This window comes from Fictibacillus sp. 5RED26 (genome assembly GCF_015903895.1).
GTDB lineage: Bacteria > Bacillota > Bacilli > Bacillales > Fictibacillaceae > Fictibacillus > Fictibacillus phosphorivorans.
Genome location: NZ_JACZDU010000003.1, coordinates 64,599 through 85,185 on the forward strand (window position 1 = coordinate 64,599; position 20,587 = coordinate 85,185).

Consider the following 20,587-nt stretch of genomic DNA (forward strand, 5'->3'; position numbering starts at 1 on the left):
CCCTCCGTTTGTTTTTTTGAAGAATCATAATTTTCTTAATCTTTATACCAAATTAACCCTTTGTATACAAAAGGTCAATGGGTAATATCAAATTTGTTATTCAATGCTAAACAAATCCTTGATTTAACCACTTTTTCTATTTTAGTTTTCAGAAAATTATTGCAACTCACTTTCCGTTTGTATACAATAGGATTAAGGAGTGGTTATTTATGGATGCCTATAAATATATAAAAGAAGCCATCATACACGGAAAATACGAGCCTGGGATGAGGCTCGGCGAGGAGTCTCTTGCGAAGGAACTAAAGCTTAGCCGGACGCCGATTAGAGAAGCGATAAAACAGCTAGAATCAGAAGGTCTTGTGATTCCTTTAAAGCGCGGCGTGAGTGTGCGCAACTTTACACGTGAAGACATTCAGCAAATCTATGACCTTCGTACACTATTAGAAGGATACGCGGCAAGCCAGGCTGCTCTTCACCGAACAAAGGAAGATATCGAAAACATGAAAGAAGCAAATTCACGATACGAAGAAGCGATTGAGCGCTATAAGGAAGCAGACCTGAATTCTATTAAAGAAATCGTGAACTTTAACCAGCAGTTTCATGAAGCTATCATATCAGCATGTAAGAACCCGCACATCTATTTTCATCTATCAAAAGTAGTCGTGGTGCCGCTCGTCTTCCGTTCATTCTATTGGTACGACGAGTTTGAGCTGAAACGTTCACTCGAAGTTCATAAAACGATACTTTTCGCGATCCAGAATCAGGACTCAGTACGCGCACGTGTTGCGATGACCGAGCACATCTATCAAGGCCGTGATCAAGTACTTGTCCATCTAGAAGAAATCAAGAAAATCCATGTGTTGAAGGAGGGTACTCATGATTAAAATCTGTGAAGTCGGACCACGCGACGGGCTGCAGAACGAACCAAAGCTCGTCTCCACTGAAACGAAAGTTGAACTCATCAATAAGCTCATCGACTCAGGTATACGGATCATAGAAGCCGTATCGTTCGTGAACAAAAAAGTCGTTCCACAGATGGCAGACGCTGAAGAAGTGATGCGTCTTGTTTCAAAACGAGATGATGTACGTTATGCAGGACTTGTATTAAGCCAATCAGGACTTGAACGCGCGCTACATACAGACGTCGACTTCCTTCATGTCGTCACCACAACAAGTGACTCTTTCAATCTACGAAACGCTAAACGAACGGTGGATCAAGCTGTTGAGGAACTAACGAAGGTAATTGAAGAAGGTGCACAAACAAAAGGAGTAGCAGGCGTGCTTGGAACAGCATTCGGCTGCCCGTTTGAAGGTGAAGTTCCCCTCTCAAAAGTAATAAATGTCGCAGAATCCTTCTTAAAAGCGGGCTGCACCGAAATCACACTCGCAGACACAACCGGAATGGCCAATCCCTTGCAGGTCCAGAACGTTGTTTCAGCTTTTCAGCAAGAATTCGGTAAAGAACTAACACTCGGACTACACTTCCATAACACACGAGGACTCGGAATCGCGAACATCCTAGCAGGCTACCAAGCAGGAGTAACCCGCTTCGATTCCTCCATAGGCGGATTAGGCGGCTGCCCATTTGCCCCAAAAGCAGTAGGAAATGTTTGTACAGAAGATATGGTGAATATGTTTAGAGGGATGAACGTCGAAACAAGAACAGATCTTGAGAGCTTAGTAGAAACAGCGAAGTGGCTGGAGAGAAGTATGGAACGGTCGTTGGATGGGATGTTGATGAAGGTTGGGATGCATAGTTAAAAGTGAAGCTCAGGAGGTGTTCTTCTTAAGCATTATCTTTAGCCAGATAATTATACCACTTACAATCGAAATCTTATCAAATTCACAATTATTCAAATTCCATAGCTTAGAAATCATCGCCCCAAATGTATAAAACTGTTAAAATTATTTAAAAAGACTTTGGGGGAAATTAATTTGAAAAAACAAGTATATTGTATAAGATGCAGAACAAGACTACACAAAACTGATTGGGAGATTCTAAAGTATCACAATAAATTGCCAATATGCGATGACTGTGATAACAAATTTGTTTTTATAAATAAAAAAACACCTGATTGGACTTTAATAAATAAAAAGTAAAATAGGAATTATATTTTTTGCTATTTCCCACTAAATAAAAGAGCAACTCATTCTTAATATGAGTTGCTTTAATGTATTTCTAAAAAGTTGACTTTCAAATACCTGGTAATCTCTATCTTATAATCTTCCTGACGTTAAAAAAAGACCATATACATTCTTTCTATGATACTGAATGCTTTCAACGGACGGCTTTAGAAAGTTATCATTAGGGATAAAAATATTTTTACCGTTGTAATTTTTTAAGAAATCACTTTCAAGATTGGGATGTACAATTAACGTGTAGTTATCATTTAATGTAAAAAAACCTTTGTCAAAAGCCCAATGAATATCCCTACTTAAGGCTAATCCGTTATTAGGTAAAAAGAACCCTCCATGACTTTTTGGTCTTATATGTGCGGCTTCTAAATTTAAAAATTTCCCATATTTAATAACGTTCCCAGTCACTGCGCATTTTCCCTTATAAGCCACCATTGTGAAATCTCTAAAGCTAGTAGGAGTAAACAGATCCGATATTTGTGTATCTGAATTTTGTATTTTATTAGTTACACTTGAATCTATAACCGCTTTTAATGGAGATGCAGGTAACATATTAATTTTACTTTCAACTTCCTCAAGTACACCCTCATAAATTGCATGGTTTTTCTTTATGTCGCATGTGTCAATAATTATTTCACATTTATGATAAAATTCAGATTGTGCAGGAGTAACTCTGTCTAAAAAGTAAACAGTTTGTTTTTCATCTTCTCCAATAATTTCATCTTTTTTCATCACAATTATATCATTAGGTTCAAATAAATATTGATTCTTCTCTAAAGCATTATTTGAATATATTCTAAACTCGTCTCTAGGACTATTAGAAGTACTCCCGTTATATTTATCGTTATGATAAATATAATTACAATATACTTTTTCCAAGTTTGATGAATATAGAGGAATGATTGGTAATAACGAAGAGTCATTTTTTATATGTTTAGACAAAGGTGGAAAAAAAGCAAGGACTCTATCGTCTTTAGAAATATATATATATCGCCCACGGGATGGTTTGCCTCCTGGTTTTTTAATACTTCCTAACTCTTGATGTCCTAATTTTTTTAAATAATATGTCATAGATTTTTTTTCCTCCAAATATAAAATTGTCTCATTAATTGTCCAACATATTCATATTCTCATTTTACATGTTTTAACAAAAAAGGAGAAGCTAAATTAGCTTCTCTAAATTGTTCATAATAATATTTCCAAAGCTTCGGCTAATTTCTCTGAAAATTTTGGAGGTACTGCATTTCCAATCATTTTATAGTTGTCTCCAGCACTTGAAATAAATTCAAAATCATCCTCAAAAGTTTGCAATCTAGCAGCTTCTCGTACTGTAATTGTACGTGATTGAACAGAATCTGGATGAATATGTCTTAATCCATCTTTATAAAGATGAGCTGGGATAGTGTTACTTGGTTTATCCCATCTCAATACATGATATTTATGAATATTTGATGTTTTTCCTGTGATTTGTGTATAAAGCTGTTTTAAAGATTCACTGGATATATATTTCCCATAACCACTTTCAAGATCTTCAGCTAATAATTGGAAAGTCTTAATATCTCGCCTGCTGTGAAATCTTGGTATATGATTTGCTACTTCATTACTAAACGAATGTGAATATCTTTTACCATTAATTTTTGTTTCCTCATCTAGTGGAAGTAATTTTGGTAAATTTTCAATTGCATTACGGACTGTTTTAATAGATTCTTTGTATTTAGGAAGGTGTTCTGTATAAAAGTGCTTTAATTGTTCCTGTGCATTTGGATATAAATCTTTTCTTAATCCGATAATGATCACCCGTTTTCTTTTTTGTGGGACGCCATATTCAGATAAATCTATTTGTGCATGCGTTTTTAAGTCGTCAATTATATGATATCCAGAAAGTTCAATTTCCGTTTTTATCAATTCAGTTACAGGAGTACCTCCGGGTTTTGCACTTAACATTCCAGGGACATTCTCAAATACAAATAACTTTGGTTGATATCGCCTTACTATCTTCATATAACTTTCAAATAAATAATTTCTATAGTCATTACGCATGCCATTTTCATCACGTATTCTTCCTGCTACCGAAAAAGCCTGACATGGCGGGCCACCAATAATTAAATCCAATTGTTTTTGATTTAATAATTTATCTAAACCTTCATGACTACCATATTCAGGGTCGTTATTCCACCCACTAACTAATTCCTTTGTCCTTTGGATATCAAATCTCAGCACTCTCCTGGCAGCATCATTTATGTTCCATTTGGTTACCATTCTGTTAATAAGATTTTGGACTTGAGGTTTTTCCCACTCGACAGCAGCTAAAACATTAAAATTATTTTTTTTTTCAAAACCTTCCGAGAGTCCTCCGCAACCTGCAAATATATCGATTAAATTAAATTGACCCATATCATTCACCATCTATACTTAAATATTTTTTAAGTTGAATGCCCAAATGATAGCCTAATAGTGGAGGAACAGCATTACCAACTTGTTTATATTGTTCCGTTTTGTTACCAAAAAACCTGAAGTCATCAGCAAAAGATTGAAGTCGAGCATTTTCTCTCACTGTAGGAACTCTATTAAACTTATAATGGAAGTGATTTCTATGGCCCGTATCAATAGTTTTGGATGGACTCTTACTATGATAACGAGTCCAGGCTTCATTAAATTTTCTGCTTTCCCCAACTCCAGGTGGTAAGTCTTTATGATTCCCTCCTTCTGGAACTTGTGAAATGACATCAATAACCTCAGGTGTATGTTTTGTGCCTACGTGATTAAATAAGTGAATGGAGTTTTTCCTCATTTTTTTTTGATAGGGTGTTTTGGGATCATTAAGATACTTACAAACATCTACACCCAAATCATCATTAAAATCATGTAAATCTCCAATTGCTTCTTCACAAGATATATAATTTCCCGGAATGCAAACAGGTTCTGGAAAATCGAAATTCATGCCATTATTTAATCCTACAATAAATAAGCGTTTTCTAATTTGAGGAATTCCGTAATCTGGAGCATATAAGACTTTGGAATTGATAGTATATCCTAAATTTGAAAATTCTTTAATGATATTTTCTTTTGCTTTTCCGTTATATAATGTAGCTAAGCCAGGAACATTTTCCAACACAAAAGCTTTTGGTTGAAAAAAACCAACTGCATTAACCATCGATTGAAAAAGAGTATTGCGTTCATCATTTTCATCGCGTTTTCCTGTTAAAGAGAAACCTTGGCAGGGTGGTCCACCAATAATTAAATCAATACTTTTATTATCAGTAAGATGTGCCATTTCTAATATTGTAGATCCTTGAAAAAGATCTCCATCCATTGCAATTGCACCATCATGGTTTTCTTTAAAAGTTTTTAAGGCAGATTTATTATTATCAATACCAAGTAAAACATCATATCCAGCATCTAAAAACCCTCTAGATAAGCCACCGCAACCACAAAACATGTCAATGACTGTAGGCCTTTTTTTCTTTCTCAATGTATCCAACTCCAAACAATAATTCATTCATTATATTGTATTTAAACTATTATCTTTTTATATATTGTTGCTGATTAGCGCTACTTTTCAGACCAACTATTATACTTTCTTTAAGTCCACCATATTTTGCTTCATGTAAAAATAATGAACCTAATGAGCGCCTATCGCCAATACTTAATCTATTCCATTCATAACCTTTAAATAAATCTTTGACTAAAAATGATTCCCCATGAATTAAATTTTCGACTTCTTGAATAGCAAATCTCATGCAATCCATTTTTCAATGCTCCTTTATCCTAAGTCATAAACATAAGCATAAGTTTATAATAGAACATACGTTCACTTGTGTAAAGAAAAGTTACTTATCTTCTAACTCAATGATTGCATTATTCCATAGTAATATAGTTTTCAAAATAAGTAAAAATCTTGACAATAATACTATGAATAATCTTACTGTCTCACAATAAATCTGCCAGGACTTCTAAATACCTCTTGATAATGCCAGTTCAGAAAATTCATATTTGCTTCATAGGAAGGATGAATCGGTTTTTTTATCTCCTGATCATGATATTTTAATAACCATTCTTCAAAACCTTTATTACCATGAGCAAATTCAGAAACTATTAGACGCCTTGAATCTGAAACAGTGAAAACACCTCTATCAAAAAGCTTATGATGGAGCGAACATAATGCAATTCCATTATCTTCGCTATCTGGCCCACCCGCATGATGCCACTTTATATGAGCTGCTTCTATACCAACTAATTGCTCTGATAATCTGACATTGAATCGACAAACCGCACAACTATATTCATATGCTTTAAGTACTTTATCTCTAAAAGCACTGTCTCTCTTTCTTTTATTTCTTTTTTGTCAACGTGGAAATCTAGCTCTAAAGCATTTAATATATCTTCATGAAACGTTTCAGGAAAGTGTTGATTTAGAATCATTTGCGCTAATTCATGTATAAGCTCAGGATTCCCGACTAATTGTTGGTATACTTCTTGTGTAAACCCTCCCGATATATGTTGTGCAAGTAATAACCTGTTTGAAAACTCATTATTTTGGATTGATTGATTCAGTTCCCATATTCCGTCATTTTTTAAACATACAAAAGGTTGTTCAGGATGGTATGATTTTCGATCAGGTCCAAACTGTTTAAGTAGGTAACCTAATTTTTCACGTACTGCATTATATGGAATATATCTATCTTTCTTTATATCTACTTGTGATAGTGCATATAACAATAATAAGGGTTTATGAGGAGCTCTTTGATTTCCTTTTTTCCAGATTGCTATATTGTTAAATCGATCCTTTAATTCTACTAGGAGCAAGATAATTACCCACCTTATTAAGAAATATGTTCCTTTACATAATATCATTTAGAAAATGAATAACTTTGTTTTCCCCTACCTATCGAATAAATCCTCTGCAATTTTTCTTTCTGGTTCTCTGTTTAACATTTTTAACATTGACTCTGCAACAGCTCTTGCCATTAACGGTGGTACTGCGTTTCCGATCTGTTGATATTGCGAGTCTTTTCTCCCTTTAAAGATAAAGTAATCTGGAAATGACTGAAGACGGGCTGCTTCTCTGATGCTCAATGCTCTATCTATTTCAGGATGAATCCACATTGATTTTCTTACATTAACAACTGTTCTTGATGGTTCACTATACTTTAACCTTAAGTATACTGTGTTTTGAGTTCTTGAAATATCGGTATAGTTTGATTTTAAATCTTCAGTTAAATTATGGAAGTTTTGTCCTTCTTGTAAATGAGCAAACCTGTTTTTACTAATTTCACGACTTTCAGTAGTTACATGATTCGAAACATTAAATTTAGTAAAACCAACTGTATAGTATTTTTCTAATTTACTTTCACTTTTTAGGCGCTCTTTTAATGGAATAGTAAAAGATTCATCTCTAAATACATTTTTTGATGGAGTATAATTTTTCAAACTATATATTGCATCATAAACTGTTAGAGAGTTTTTAATACGTTCAAGTCTTTTCGGAAAATCAATCTTTAATATATTACTAACCTCATTGTTAACACCTATTATCATGTACCTTTTTCTTTCTTGAGGTACTCCATAATCTGAAGCTGTTAGCACACGATCATCTACTGTATAACCAAGCTCTTTCTTAAATATATTTAACAAATAATCAACGACATCAAAGGAAAAAACTTCTGCTTTTATTTCCATTCCAGAGCCCATATTTTTTTGTACAATAATTTTATAATTAATGTCTTCAGTTTTTAATTCTTTACAATGCAACAATAATCGATTTAGTTTAATTAATGCATTTATTTCATTAACATCGTCTAAAAATACATTTTTTTTATCTGCAAGTGTTAATAATAAATTTATAGTTTTCTTAAAAGTTATTTTATATTTATCCTCGAATTCTCCTAATGCAATTGCCATTTTATTTAATAATACTGAATCTGATTGTTTAGTAAATGAAATATTTCTCTTATACCTTATAGCTCGTTCTATCATTCTGATTTTTGATAACATTTCATCTAATTTAAAGATAGGCTCTGGCCAATAACTTACTTTTGGGAAATCATTAATGAATTGTAAACCAATTGTTTCAAGATCACCAAAATTAGCTAAAATAATATGTTCTTTAACAGTTCTAACACCATACTTTTCCAGAAATTCACTGTTGGTGTCAATTCCACTTTTAGTTACAAAAAATTTATGCTTATCCGACTTCATAGCTTTAACATTTTCCATTAAAAATCCGGCAGGTTTTATTTCCCTAATAACTCTTACATACTCTCTAACCAACTTATTATTACCTGATAACAAATAATTTTTTTGTCTATTTGCATTAGAAAATCCCTGACATGGCGGTCCTCCAATTACAACTATTTCACTTGGAGGGATATTTTTTAATTCTTTTTCTTTACTTGGAAAAAAAGTAGTAATATCCTGACGATATATAATATTATCATTCTCTTTATGATTCTCTTTATATGTATCTAATGCTTCTTTATTCAATTCTACAGCACATACAACTTTAAAACTTTTGGTTTGTTCGAACCCGTTGCTTAGTCCCCCAGCTCCAGCAAATAAATCAATTACTTTTAACTTTTTCATATCAAACTCCTAAAACTGCACATACGAATGTACATTAATGTTTTACAACTAACACCTAAAATAAGCAACGTTTATTATACAATAGAAACATATATTATATTAGACTTTTCTCTTTACTTATTTTACAGTATTCTTTACAATTGCACTTTCCTTTTTAAGGATAAGATTGTTTAAATTGTCTATACATTTAATTGTAATAATAAATTTTATAGGATGCTTTCTTAAACCTAATGAACTAACAATTGAAATAAAGGGTATACCATATAAAAAATGCTCAATAGGTGATGCTAATGAGAGAAAAAATCACTAAAGAACAAAGACGAAAAAATATGCAAGCTATAAGGTCGCAATCCAAGTTAGAAAACATGGTTACACGTGAACTTTGGAAAAGAGGACTACGTTTCAGAAAAAATGTTAAAACCTTATATGGTAAGCCTGACATAGCAATACAAAAATATAAAGTAGTTATATTTATTGATTCTTGCTTTTGGCATGCTTGTGATCTTCATGGAAATATTCCTAAAACAAATCAAGAGTATTGGATTAAAAAATTGAACAGAAACAAAACTAGAGATTTAGAAGTTGAAAAATATTATTTAAATAATGACTGGCATTACAAGAGGGTTTGGGAACATGATTTAAAGAAAGATTTTTATAAAGTTATCAATGAGCTCGAATCATTTATTAATAAGTTAAAAACTCAATGATAGCTGTTTAATCATTTATTGTGCAGTAATGACATTTGAATCTTTTTGCCCTTAGTAATTTAAATTAAAAATTGCTAGCTCTTAAAATTCACCTCAATTGTAGTGGATAAGATTAATGGAGTGAGTTAAAAGTATGCTAGCAATATTATATAATTTCTTAACACGGTTTCAAAGAAGTTTAACAAGCTACTTTAAATAAATTCCTTACTGATTTCCAGAAAAATTTTTAACATTAACTATAAACAACTTCCCATCCTTCTTTAACCGCTTTTTGAAATAAATTATATAGAACCTTTGACTGTTTTTCAGATGGAAAAGAGATTCTTCCTTCTGAATATTTTTTTAAAATATCCCTTTGAGTAATTGTAAGAGATTTATAATTATTATTCGTCATATAATAACCATATAACTGTATCCATTCTTCAATGTTTGTTTGAATTACAAATGCTTGAATTTCTATACCATTGTCTAATTCTTTTAGTTGCTTTTCTGATTTTTGTTCATATTTTACTTCCTCTTTATTTTTAAACATTTTTTTGATAGGTTCTAGATCAATATCAATACGATTAACATCATTCCAACATGACTCTTTTTTACACCACTGTGCTATATTCGCAGCTCCAGGTGGAGGATTCGTTATCCTTTCATATACTTCCTTTGTAATTATTTTCATTATATCTAGTAGTTCAATTGGTAATCGTTGATCATCCCAGACTCTATTAAAATTAAAAAAGAGATTCTTTTTATAAATTATATGGGAGAGTAATGCTATTGAATATGCAACAGTTTGTGCTCTAAAAGCATTTTCATACCATGTAGCTTTTGATACAATTTTTTCAGTTTCTCTAAATAGAATGACCTTTGCTACTGCATCTCTAAAATAATTTTCTGTAATTGCCAAATGATTTTTCTCTAACATATCTGTTACAGAATTTGCAAACTCTTCAAAATTATATTGTGCACCTTTTGAAACAATATGCGGTTTTCTATCCCAAGAATTTTCACTTTTTGCTAGGAAAGTCTTTTCAATTAGTTGGTTTTTTGGATTTTCAATTTGAAATTGCTTTTTCTTTGCTGGAGTTAAATAAGCCTGTTCATTTAGATATTCTCCACGTACTCTTTCATAAAACCAATGTGTACGTTTTTGTGATCCACCGCGAGTGGCAACCCATATACGCTTGGAATAATCCTTCATTTCTTTGTGAAATGGACTATTAGAAAAGAAATCTGATTTATTAACTTTGTTTTGAGTATTTGCATATTGGGATACACTTGATACAAATTCACTTTTTTTATCAATGTTATTAACAACGGATAATTTCATTTGTATTGATACTTTTGAAATATCCAATTTCGAATTTTTTTTTGCTGCATATATTGCAGAAGTGGTTTGGCCGCCATTTACAATTTGGAAATCAGTAATTTTGGTAATAAAACCGTCTCTTGTTTCAACTTGTGTTGCAGTTGCAGTTATCCCATTATTATAGGCAAAAAACATATCTGGTTTATACTGTATGGTATTTCTTATTCCTTTATTAACTCCCCCTCTAAATTGCAAAAAGGTTCGAACATTCTGTTCAAGGAGTTTCTGACCAAATTCATCATAGATTTCAAATAATTGTTCACCATCCATTATTCCTAAATAAGATTGATATTCACTGGATGAGCTAATAACTTTTATGTATGGAATATTTAATTCAATATCATAAGAACCTGAACTATTTTCAGACATAAAGATACTATATAAATAATTAATATCAATAATTTGATGTTCACACACAGTGTCTGATATTAAATCATTAGGTATCTGGGATATACTTTTAGTTAGTTTACCATCTGTTAATACTAGTAAACGAAATTTATCTACTAAGTTATTTTGCATAAAACGATGTATATTAAATGCTAGTGAATAGGCATCGGAGGTTTCTTCTAAATCACTATATAACCCTTCCATACATAACTCTGCAAACTTTTTTAATCTATTAAATTTTATATTTACATGTTGTTTTGTTAATGTCTCAATTTCGTCATTTTGGAAAAATTGAAAATTAATTAATGTAAATATTTTTCTATTTTCATCATAATCATAGCCATAAACTTCTGAACCTGTTTTTATAAATTCTGCCATGGCATATTCATTTGTTAAATCCCCTACTTGCATAAGATCTTCACAAACTAATTCGAAAAATGATTGCGCTTTGAGTAATCCACGACTTTCTGAATCAGAAAGAATTGATTGTAAAAAGTCTTGATGAAACTCTTCTAAAGTTATCACGGCTTACATCTCCAATTATATTAATATTCCGGGAATATTCACTTTAAACTGTGAACAACCTGATAAATCAACGCTATATTTCATGTCTTTTATTAGCGAGGAAACTTGATTTAAAGAAATTTTCGGAAAACCTTCTTTTACTTCAAATCCATTAATTTTTTCTAATTTGAATTTTGATAAATCATCTTTCTGCAGTTCTGATACATAACCATATTGTTCAATCTTTTCTATGAACTCATTTAACACAGTTTCCGTATCTATTTGTGCAGAAATAGTTTCAATTAAATCTGCAATTGTCTTACCATTACTAACTTCGTTTAAACCACAGGCAAAAAGATACAAAGGTGTTTTTTCTGAATTTAATTGTTCCTTAGAAGAAATCCAAACATAGTTACCGGACGACAACCTAAAGGATTTCACTTCTATTGATAAGTTTCCCAATAGAAAATCTTGTTTATCCCCAAGTGCTCCAACCCAACTGTGTATAGCTTGTATATATCCATAGGTAGGGATTATGTAATCATTTAAAATTTTCAGTTCTCCGTATAATCCCATTTGTTCCTCTTTAGACATTATTTTCAGTGAAGTTTTTTGTAATAATTTCTGCCACCTTTCTAAACGTTTTATCACCTTTTCTATTACTTCTTCATCATGTCCCTTCATTACATTAATTAAATCATTGCAAAGTACATAGAACAGTTCCCAATCTTTCTTTTCCTTTAATAACAAAATAAGTTGGTTTGGTGATGTAGTATTGTCAACCTTAATTTGTATACCTTTAAGCTTAAATTCTTTTGGATCAATAAAATCATCATCACACTGGATCATTAGCCCATACTGATTTAACGCATCAAGGATCCAGAAGGCATTGTAATTAATCGATTCTTTGATTCTAATTTTACTGAGAGTACTAAGTTCGAACCATGGATTATTCATCATAGTCAACTTCATCCTTATATGCTTCTTCAAGCTGCGTTCTGTATACATTATTAATTCGAACTTTAATACTATTTGTCTGTTTATTTTTCAAGTCAGGAAAACTAATACCAAAACCAACAGCATTATAATTGTTATTGCATTCTTCATAACTTAATTCTAAAGCATGCAACATGAGTAAAGGTTTCTCTAATTTCTTCCGCATTTCACGTGAGCTTAAATTTTTATGTTCTTTATGCATAACTATACTTTCCGGTCTTGCTCGTGAAAGTTGCCTTTTAGCTACTTCAAAGTATCCCTGTTTCTGCTTTCCATTACGTAATTGACGATTTAATATAATATTACCCTCTTGGAAAATTCCATTTCCATTTCCATTAAACAAAACTACATCCCATTCCAGATTACTCTTTCGAATATATTCTTTTATAAAATCAATCGGCATTCTGGATTTTATACCAAGTGGATCATTTTTGTATAAACAATAATTATTAACAAAGTTTTGAATAATGGTCTTATCAACATTCTTCCAGATATGACTATTATTTTCTATATGCTCCGCATTACTAGCTATTAGCTCTTTAGTAGTTTCCTTTAACAGAACCTCATTTGCTTCAAGATCTTCTTTTAAATTACTAATCCATCTAGTTTCTTTAATTAACCCATCTAAATTCATTTCCAAATACATTTCTTCTGTATTTTTCGACTTATTACGAGCTGTAACTTGCAAGAGGCTGTCTGGATGTAATTGGACAGCTAATCCAAAGTCTTCAGGAGTTAAATTCTCCTCTCGCATATCATTTAACCGATTTATTAAGTCATTCGTAGCTTCGATAATAAAAGCAAATTTATTATATAAATCATCTGTTAAATACACCCTACAGAGATCTTCATAACCAATACGATATCCAAACCATCGTCCCATTTGCATTAATGTATCGTAATAAATCGTTGTTCTTAAGAAATAACTTACGCTTAATCCTTCTAATGTAAAGCCACGAGACAAACTCAATCCACCAATGACAATCACATTTGACTGAATATCATCTCTATATGCTAATGGTGTTTTTGCACGTTGATGTACGTCTACAATTAGTACAGTATCAACTGTTAGACATAATTCTTTTAATATCGTTTCAAAATCAAACTCAATATTCTCTAATTTAGAATAGAAAGTTTCTTTCATGTTTTGTAAATGAGACGAATGCTTAAAAGGATTTGATACCAGTCCGTAAGCTTTTATATGTTTCTTTAATAAATCAAAATAATCTGCTACTAGTTTTTTTATTTGAATATGAACATCTGTGAATCTAGAAATATGAATTAACATACTATTGTGTTTCTTTTGGTTACGCAAATTTCGAATAGCAATATTAATTAAAAATAAGCGAATCGCATCATGTAAGCTTTCGGGTAAACTATTTAATTCTTTGTTATAATCTTTTTTGTGCTTTATCAGAAATGGCATATCTTTTGGTATGGATTTAATATCTTTATCTAATTCAAACATTACTTCATTATTTGGAATTTCAACTATATATTTCTTGTCCTCATTTCCAAAAATCTTCTCAGCTCCAAAATAATTTGATGGTGCATCTAAAGCGTAAATAAAATCACGCGGGAATAAATCTTTTCCAATTTCATTATTTTGTGCCTTATGATCAATAAAAATATTGGCATATGGTGTGGCTGTATATGCAACATATGCACTTTTCTTGAATTTTTGTAATAGTAGACGTATTTTCTCATTTATTACAGTGGGGTCTTCTTCATTTTTCGTATTTATTGATGCATAATCTGATTCATCATCAATAACCAACATTGCTTTATCCACTTGATTTTTATAATGTTTATCTAACCAATCTAAAAGATTAGATAACGGCTTGGTATGTTTTTTTATAACAACTAAAATAGGCAACTGCATATTTTCAAAGTTTGTAGTCCCTCTAGCTTTTGCTGTTTCAATTTTAAAATCATTATCAGCATTTGTAAGACTATCAGGCATTTTTTCCCTTTTAAATCCAGCTAATTGTCCAACACCTTTGTAGTTTGCACCTATAAAAACTTCGTCTAATCTCTTCTGCGTCTGATCTCGAAGGTTATTTTGCCCACCCGCAATTACGACAATAAAGCGATAACCTGCATCCGCAGCTTTACAAATCAAAGAAGCATAGTTTGATGTTTTACCTGATTGAACGTGACCTACAACCATGCCGTATATTGAAAATGCATCTAGATTAGGATCAGCTAAATTGTTCATGACTGCATTCGTATCTTCGCTAATGGTATTAAGTATTTCTGTTGGTAAAATACGTTTCATGTAATTCATGTAGTTTGTTGAATAATAATTATCGCTTTCCAACTGTTTTTTACTCGTCCACCAAGAGAGATCCCTAGTTCTCTGTTCTTCCCCTACAACAAGAATTCCAGATGAAATACGGACAATAAAAGCCTGTTCTAATTCCTTTATTATGTAAGTCCATTCCTCTTCTGATAATTTACGTATTAGTTGCTCATTTTCAATTCCTAGAATAGTCTTTAGAATAGAAGGAGGAGTAATTTCAATGACTTTTTTCCATTCTCCAATTTCTTGCACTATTGTTTCTTCTTGCAATACACTTAGTTTTGTTAGGTTTTCCACAATCTTATCTTTTACATGGTTATACATAATATTTTTTTTATTTTCATCAATGAGTGGCATCTTCAAAATAAGCCTCCTTATTTTTATATACTTCCGTCTTTAATAACTCCTTAATAAAAGCTTCACTAATTCCACTTGACCGCCAACTATCAACAAGTGCTATTATTTCGTTTTCATTTAATAATGTTTCTTGTTTTACTTTCAGGGGATTCATATTTAACTGAGCTACAATCGCATCTAAAGGCAAGTAACCCTCCAACCCCATTAATATGACATTTAACAATTTTTGTTGTTCATCATGAAGCTTGTTCTCAAACTCTTTTAATATTGGGTGACTCCGGTTAATTGCAAAGTGTATTTCATCTTTTTCAGCAACTAGTTCCCAGAAACGAGTAGTTGTCAAGTCTTCTATTTTTTTTCCTCTACCGGTAAAAGGTCTTGATCCCTTTATTGTTACTTGTTGAATGATCCTTTTTAAATCTTTTTTTATTACACTTAAAGGGTTTGCATACGATTTTTTTATATCAATACCCCATGCAAAATCTTGATTATTTGGTATATCTATTTTTATACGGACGAGCTTATGAGCATCGTTTGTTCTATGCATACCCCACCATGTGCCGTAAATAAGTAACCGGTGGGCACGGTATAAATAAAATCCCTGTGATTTTGTATAACCATCTTTCGTAGCGTATTTTTCAAACTCTTGTTGAGACAATTTGGAATGATGAGGTAAAATATATGGCTGCACCATTATTTCCGAATCCAAAAATTTAATCTTTTCCTGTATCAATTGTTGCGTTGCTATATGTTTAGGATTAAACGGATTAAAAGGGTCTAATTGTTGACCATTAACAAAAATTTTTAAAGCTTTCTTCCCAGGTACTATTCCTTCCAAATAGCAATGAAAAACTAGAGATAAATGACTGCTTAAAATATCTATCTTATTAGGAATATCAGACTCTGAAAAAGCGTCGATTCCACGCCATACTACTAATGTTCCTGATTCTTGCTCCTTAAACTCTTTGAATAAAGGTATATCTTCGTACTCAATTATGTCAGGCGTTATTAGTAACCATTCGTTCTTTTCAGATATATACTCCAAGTCCCATTGTTTAATAGAAATCTCTGCGTCTTTTTTAGAAATAACTGTTAAGTCGGTACATTGTGAGAAGGAGGCTGTTTTTAATCCCAATCCAAATCTGCCTAAATCATCAGCCCCTCTTTGTGAATCAGGATCATTTGTAGCTAAACGCATAGCATCAATAAGTTCTTTATTGGTCATTCCGAGACCATTATCTAAAATTGTAAACACTGTTTCAGGATTCGGAATACATGATATTTGTACGTTATTTGCTTTTGCAGTAATACTGTTATCAAGCACATCAGCTACAGCAACTTCGAATACGTATCCAATATCTCTTAAGGATTTAATGAAATTGGAAACAATTGGTTGTACTACTTCAGTTATCAAATTTAATCACCACTTTACATTTTTTATCTTTTTTTAATCTATGAACCTATAAAATATAAACATAAGTTCTATTTAAAAGAGATTTTTTAGGTTGGTCTACAACTCCCAAGAACTTATTAGGGAACTTACTTTTTAGTCAATAAAACAAATCTTCAGTGTATAGTAGACTTCTTAACATGTCAGTCAAGAAGATATACTTTAATTAAATGCTGAGCAAACTCTCTATAATTAAATACACAATTATTATCAATATTTGAAGTTAAGCTGCAAATAACTTCAGTATTATTTAATAGTACCAATAATACTATACCAAAAAAAGCCATATTTAAAAAAACACTAGTCATTGCAACCAGTGTTTTTCTAATACTGACTTTTGATTTAATTCCCCATTTATTCAATCCAGTTTCAATAGAACTAACAATTGTTCGTGAATTTTACTCCATCTTTGATTTAGATCAATCGTATATATCCTTATATTCGTGTCTTTTATTTCATGTCCAACCTGCGTTGGAACAATATATAATTCGTCAAGTTGATCTCCATTAGTTGGATAAAGTATAATTCCTTGGACAACATAATTCTCTGGAGAATGATTTAAATAAGCAAATAATTGATATAAATGAGTGCTTCGGATTTTATTTATATTAAAAGATTTCGTGAAAATTTCAGAATAATATTTCACTTCAATAATGATTTTTTGTTTATGGAATCTGTTAATTAATGATACATCAGTCTTCATTTCTGGTATTATCGTTAAATTTCCACCAATCATTTTCCATTTTATTCTTTCTGCTTTTGGGATAAAATGTTTTTGCTCATAGTGATAAAAATTCAATACAAATTTTTCAAATATAACTTGCATTTTCCTTTCGTCATTCAATATATTTATGAAATCTATTAATCTATCTTCATCTGAAAGATTTTTCAACTCAAAGATTAATCGTGCTAATAATAGCATGTGCTTATAGTGGTGTTTAGTTCTACTGGGTGATAATCGATAGAAATCTTGTCTTTCAAGTTTTTTATTAGAGATTTGTTGTAGATTATGTAAATATGAATAAATTTTTGTTTTATGGACTTTTGTTATATTTTCTAATTTTATTAGACTATATAAAGTAGCTTTAAGAATCTGATTAACTAGAGTATCCTCATCAAACTTATCTTTTTCACAGCTTAACAATGGCTTTCTTTGAATAATATTATTAATAGAATCCTCAAAAAGAATTTTTCCGCTTAATTGATTAGTTTCTTCGCCGTAAAGATGATAATCTTTTGATAATCCCTTCGATATTAAGTTATTTGATTCCTTTAAAAATAAATGTACTAACAAATGAAATTGCGGTAAATCATCATCTTCATTTCCTAGTGATTTAATTAAGTCTGGAATATCATAAGTATAAGATAAAATACAAAATAAGTTATATATTGGTACTTTATATTTTGTCTCACTCATTCATTAGAACCTCAATTATTTTCGCCATTTTAGCTTCGTCATCATAAAAGTATTCTTCGATCAATGGTATTAATTCAAACTCTATTATATTTTGATACCATTCTAATTCATCTCCTAGATTAGTGAAATTAGTAAAATATGAGTGTCCTATTTCAAAACCTTTCCCCAATTTATAATCATATGCTATAATTTCGTTCGCTTCAGTTATATTCTGTACAATTCGGGTTGTAGTCCCTTCACTAATTCCATTTAAATCCATGTAATTTTTAAATTTTATTAAACTTTCACCTTTAAAAGCTGGTTCAATGTTGATAAATGAAAACCGTCTCCGAAATGCAAAATCTAAAGCTGTAAGAGAACGATCTGCTGTGTTCATTGTTCCAATGAAATAAACGTTATCCGGTATTGTAAATTCATTTTTCGAATATGCCAATTGTAGTTTTTCTCCTCTTTTATTATGCTCAATTAACATCAGTAACTCTCCAAAAATTTTAGACAAATTCCCTCTATTTATTTCATCGATTAATACAAAAAAAACATACTCTGGATTTCCCACTACTTTCATTATGAAATCCTTAAACAATCCGTTTGTTAACTTGAAATGTCCATTTTCATCTGGTCTATAACCTTCAATAAAATCTTCATATGAATAAGATTGATGAAATTGTAAAAATAATAATTGCTCAGGTGTTGCTGAAAACCATTTTTGCAGTAATTTTTTAGCTAAATAAGTTTTGCCAACCCCTGGGGGTCCTTGAAAAATTATATTTTTTTTATATTTTAGTAAACGAACAATTTTTTCTTGTAAGGCTTCACTTAAAAATAAATCATCATGGAAAAATGATTGATTTGATATGTTCTTTCCTATTTCATTATCAGATGTAAGCTCTAATAATTTTTCAATATTAGTATACTTAATCGGATTACCAGAGCTAGTATGAATATCACCAACATATATATTAAGTAACTTAGAACGAATTACATCTTCAGCTACTCTTCCTTTTAGTATTATCCTCCCAATATTTTCAGGATTCAAATCTTTTTCATAACCAGTAATTTCATATACTTCTTTTATTTGATTACGAAAAACCGCACAATAATATTTAAAATCTCCTGACTTAAGCTTACTTTCACTTAACCTCCAACTAACACTTGTTGCCTTATATAATTCTGAAGCGGATATCCCCTCCTTGAAAGTTAGTCCTAATTTAATCAATATGGTATCTAAAGTTGTCATAACTTCTGCTCCTTTAATGATTTATTATTCTATATTTTTCCTTGTTAGAGAAAACTTTTAATTGATAATTATTCATTCTATCCACTCACCAATATGTACATTAAATTGTTTATCCTCCTCAAACTGCAAATTATGAGCTGCTTTATCAAATATGGAGAATATAGCTCTTGAATATTTGTCTATGCATCCTTATAACCTACTACATCATTTTGTCTTCCTACTATAAAAAGGCTAGGGTTTGCGCATTGTTATTTTCACTAGAATCAAGTAACCAAGCTAATACAATGGTGACGGCTCTCAAATTAATAAACTCTTTATACCTTTAAACTTTTGATGAATGATCTCAAATTGCTATGAATGATCAAGCTGTGTGATAGAATCAATGACTAAGTCTTTTTCTTCAAACTATTTTATAAATAGATCATAGCAATAAATCTCTACCAAAAAAAGTAATACATAGAAAAGCACTTGCCAACTAAGACAAGTGCTTTTATTTATTAATTTATTTTACCAGCTAAACGCAGTTGCTCTTCTAATAACCTGAATAATTTCGGATTAACAGTTGTTAACTGACCGGCTACATTCATATGAATATGATTAGTATTTTCATTAAACCCGATCTTTAGTGGAACAGATATTGTTTTATTATTATCGGATTTTAAACAACAAGCAAAGTAGTTCCAATCACGTATAGATCCATCTTCATTTAATAAACCAAGATAAGTCCCATCAATTTTCCCTAACTGCTAAATCATTAGCAGAATTATCTTTATCAGAAATCGTATGATGTTAAATAAAATTGAAAAATGTAATTTTGCCAGTTCCGTAATTTTCAGCTACATATGCAACTAAATAAATATCGATACAGTTGGCACCTATTTCTTTAGGTTGGATACTTAAAATATGAGATTTTATTAATTCGATTTGTTCTGCTTTGTAGTGACTTAATAGTTCATCTTGAATGTTATCTATATGATAAGCCTGATACTCCTCTTTTCCCACTGCTTTAATTGTGAATAATCACCTTTTGCAACTTCTAGTTTTTCAAGCATTACCTTAAGGCTACATACTGTTGGTATAACATTAGTGTAGATATCTCTCCCACGAATGTTGTCAGGTAGTACAATACCACCTTTTAGAATTTCCAAA

15 protein-coding genes and 1 pseudogene are annotated in these 20,587 nt (G+C 31.2%); 3 read left to right on the forward strand and 13 right to left on the reverse strand.

What is annotated here, in order from left to right:
• Positions 1-209 precede the first annotated feature (209 nt).
• Both IHV10_RS13050 and IHV10_RS13055 read left to right on the forward strand, forming a co-directional pair.
• Entirely contained in the window at positions 210-884 is a 675-nt protein-coding gene (locus IHV10_RS13050; protein WP_197130266.1) for a GntR family transcriptional regulator, read from the forward strand.
• Complete coding sequence (locus tag IHV10_RS13055) at positions 877-1,761, forward strand: hydroxymethylglutaryl-CoA lyase (protein WP_197130269.1); 885 nt, start codon at positions 877-879, stop codon at positions 1,759-1,761. The genes IHV10_RS13050 and IHV10_RS13055 overlap by 8 nt, the downstream gene beginning before the upstream one ends.
• Before the next feature lie 456 nt (positions 1,762-2,217).
• On the opposite strand, the gene IHV10_RS13060 is transcribed toward IHV10_RS13055, so the two are convergent.
• The 6 genes and pseudogenes from IHV10_RS13060 to IHV10_RS13085 all read right to left on the reverse strand — a co-directional run bounded on the left by IHV10_RS13060 (position 2,218) and on the right by IHV10_RS13085 (position 8,718).
• Entirely contained in the window at positions 2,218-3,207 is a 990-nt protein-coding gene (locus IHV10_RS13060) for an HNH endonuclease (protein WP_197130272.1), read from the reverse strand.
• Between the two features lie 114 nt (positions 3,208-3,321).
• Complete coding sequence (locus tag IHV10_RS13065) at positions 3,322-4,530, reverse strand: DNA cytosine methyltransferase (protein WP_197130275.1); 1,209 nt, start codon at positions 4,528-4,530, stop codon at positions 3,322-3,324.
• Between the two features lies 1 nt (position 4,531).
• Complete coding sequence (locus IHV10_RS13070) at positions 4,532-5,608, reverse strand: DNA cytosine methyltransferase (RefSeq protein WP_231619548.1); 1,077 nt, start codon at positions 5,606-5,608, stop codon at positions 4,532-4,534.
• A 49-nt stretch (positions 5,609-5,657) separates the two neighbouring features.
• Positions 5,658-5,885 carry a single-stranded DNA-binding protein gene (locus tag IHV10_RS13075; protein WP_197130281.1) on the reverse strand — a complete coding sequence of 76 codons (228 nt, stop codon included), beginning with the start codon at positions 5,883-5,885 and terminating at the stop codon, positions 5,658-5,660.
• Between the two features lie 173 nt (positions 5,886-6,058).
• Positions 6,059-6,990 (reverse strand): annotated as a pseudogene (locus IHV10_RS23120) (phosphorothioated DNA-binding restriction endonuclease).
• 27 nt (positions 6,991-7,017) lie between these two features.
• Entirely contained in the window at positions 7,018-8,718 is a 1,701-nt protein-coding gene (locus IHV10_RS13085; protein ID WP_197130284.1) for a DNA cytosine methyltransferase, read from the reverse strand.
• A gap of 290 nt (positions 8,719-9,008) precedes the next feature.
• On the opposite strand from IHV10_RS13085, the gene IHV10_RS13090 reads away from it, so the two are divergent.
• Positions 9,009-9,425 carry a very short patch repair endonuclease gene (locus IHV10_RS13090; RefSeq protein WP_197130287.1) on the forward strand — a complete coding sequence of 139 codons (417 nt, stop codon included), beginning with the start codon at positions 9,009-9,011 and terminating at the stop codon, positions 9,423-9,425.
• 232 nt (positions 9,426-9,657) lie between these two features.
• Here IHV10_RS13090 and IHV10_RS13095 read toward each other — a convergent pair whose 3' ends face one another.
• From IHV10_RS13095 to IHV10_RS13125, 7 genes are all read right to left on the reverse strand, one after another.
• A complete protein-coding gene (locus IHV10_RS13095) occupies positions 9,658-11,700 on the reverse strand; it encodes an AIPR family protein (protein WP_197130290.1) in 2,043 nt (680 codons plus the stop codon).
• Positions 11,701-11,715: 15 nt separating this feature from the next.
• Entirely contained in the window at positions 11,716-12,639 is a 924-nt protein-coding gene (locus IHV10_RS13100; protein WP_231619550.1) for a PD-(D/E)XK motif protein, read from the reverse strand.
• Entirely contained in the window at positions 12,629-15,334 is a 2,706-nt protein-coding gene (locus IHV10_RS13105) for a Z1 domain-containing protein (RefSeq protein ID WP_197131147.1), read from the reverse strand. Before IHV10_RS13105 ends, IHV10_RS13100 begins: the two co-directional genes overlap by 11 nt.
• Positions 15,321-16,748, reverse strand: coding sequence for an ATP-binding protein (locus IHV10_RS13110; protein WP_197130296.1), 1,428 nt, complete (start codon positions 16,746-16,748; stop codon positions 15,321-15,323). Before IHV10_RS13110 ends, IHV10_RS13105 begins: the two co-directional genes overlap by 14 nt.
• Positions 16,749-17,142: 394 nt before the next feature.
• Positions 17,143-18,201, reverse strand: a complete 1,059-nt coding sequence (locus IHV10_RS13115; protein ID WP_197130298.1) for a 5-methylcytosine restriction system specificity protein McrC — start codon at positions 18,199-18,201, stop codon at positions 17,143-17,145.
• The gene (locus IHV10_RS13120; RefSeq protein ID WP_197130300.1) at positions 18,194-19,438 is read right to left on the reverse strand and encodes an AAA family ATPase; all 1,245 of its coding nucleotides are present in this window, start codon (positions 19,436-19,438) and stop codon (positions 18,194-18,196) included. The genes IHV10_RS13115 and IHV10_RS13120 overlap by 8 nt, the downstream gene beginning before the upstream one ends.
• Before the next feature lie 968 nt (positions 19,439-20,406).
• Positions 20,407-20,586 (reverse strand): hypothetical protein, encoded by a 180-nt coding sequence (locus tag IHV10_RS13125; protein ID WP_197130302.1) that lies wholly within the window; start codon positions 20,584-20,586, stop codon positions 20,407-20,409.
• Position 20,587 lies beyond the last annotated feature (1 nt).

Excerpts from the sequence above, each read along its gene's own strand:
- IHV10_RS13050 (WP_197130266.1), top strand. The coding sequence starts at position 210 with ATGGATGCCTATAAATATATAAAAGAAGCCATCATACACGGAAAATAC.
- IHV10_RS13055 (WP_197130269.1), top strand. The coding sequence starts at position 877 with ATGATTAAAATCTGTGAAGTCGGACCACGCGACGGGCTGCAGAACGAA.
- IHV10_RS13060 (WP_197130272.1), bottom strand. The coding sequence starts at position 3,207 with ATGACATATTATTTAAAAAAATTAGGACATCAAGAGTTAGGAAGTATT.
- IHV10_RS13065 (WP_197130275.1), bottom strand. The coding sequence starts at position 4,530 with ATGGGTCAATTTAATTTAATCGATATATTTGCAGGTTGCGGAGGACTC.
- IHV10_RS13075 (WP_197130281.1), bottom strand. The coding sequence starts at position 5,885 with ATGGATTGCATGAGATTTGCTATTCAAGAAGTCGAAAATTTAATTCAT.
- IHV10_RS13085 (WP_197130284.1), bottom strand. The coding sequence starts at position 8,718 with ATGAAAAAGTTAAAAGTAATTGATTTATTTGCTGGAGCTGGGGGACTA.
- IHV10_RS13090 (WP_197130287.1), top strand. The coding sequence starts at position 9,009 with ATGAGAGAAAAAATCACTAAAGAACAAAGACGAAAAAATATGCAAGCT.
- IHV10_RS13100 (WP_231619550.1), bottom strand. The coding sequence starts at position 12,639 with ATGATGAATAATCCATGGTTCGAACTTAGTACTCTCAGTAAAATTAGA.
- IHV10_RS13105 (WP_197131147.1), bottom strand. The coding sequence starts at position 15,334 with ATGCCACTCATTGATGAAAATAAAAAAAATATTATGTATAACCATGTA.
- IHV10_RS13115 (WP_197130298.1), bottom strand. The coding sequence starts at position 18,201 with ATGAGTGAGACAAAATATAAAGTACCAATATATAACTTATTTTGTATT.
- IHV10_RS13120 (WP_197130300.1), bottom strand. The coding sequence starts at position 19,438 with ATGACAACTTTAGATACCATATTGATTAAATTAGGACTAACTTTCAAG.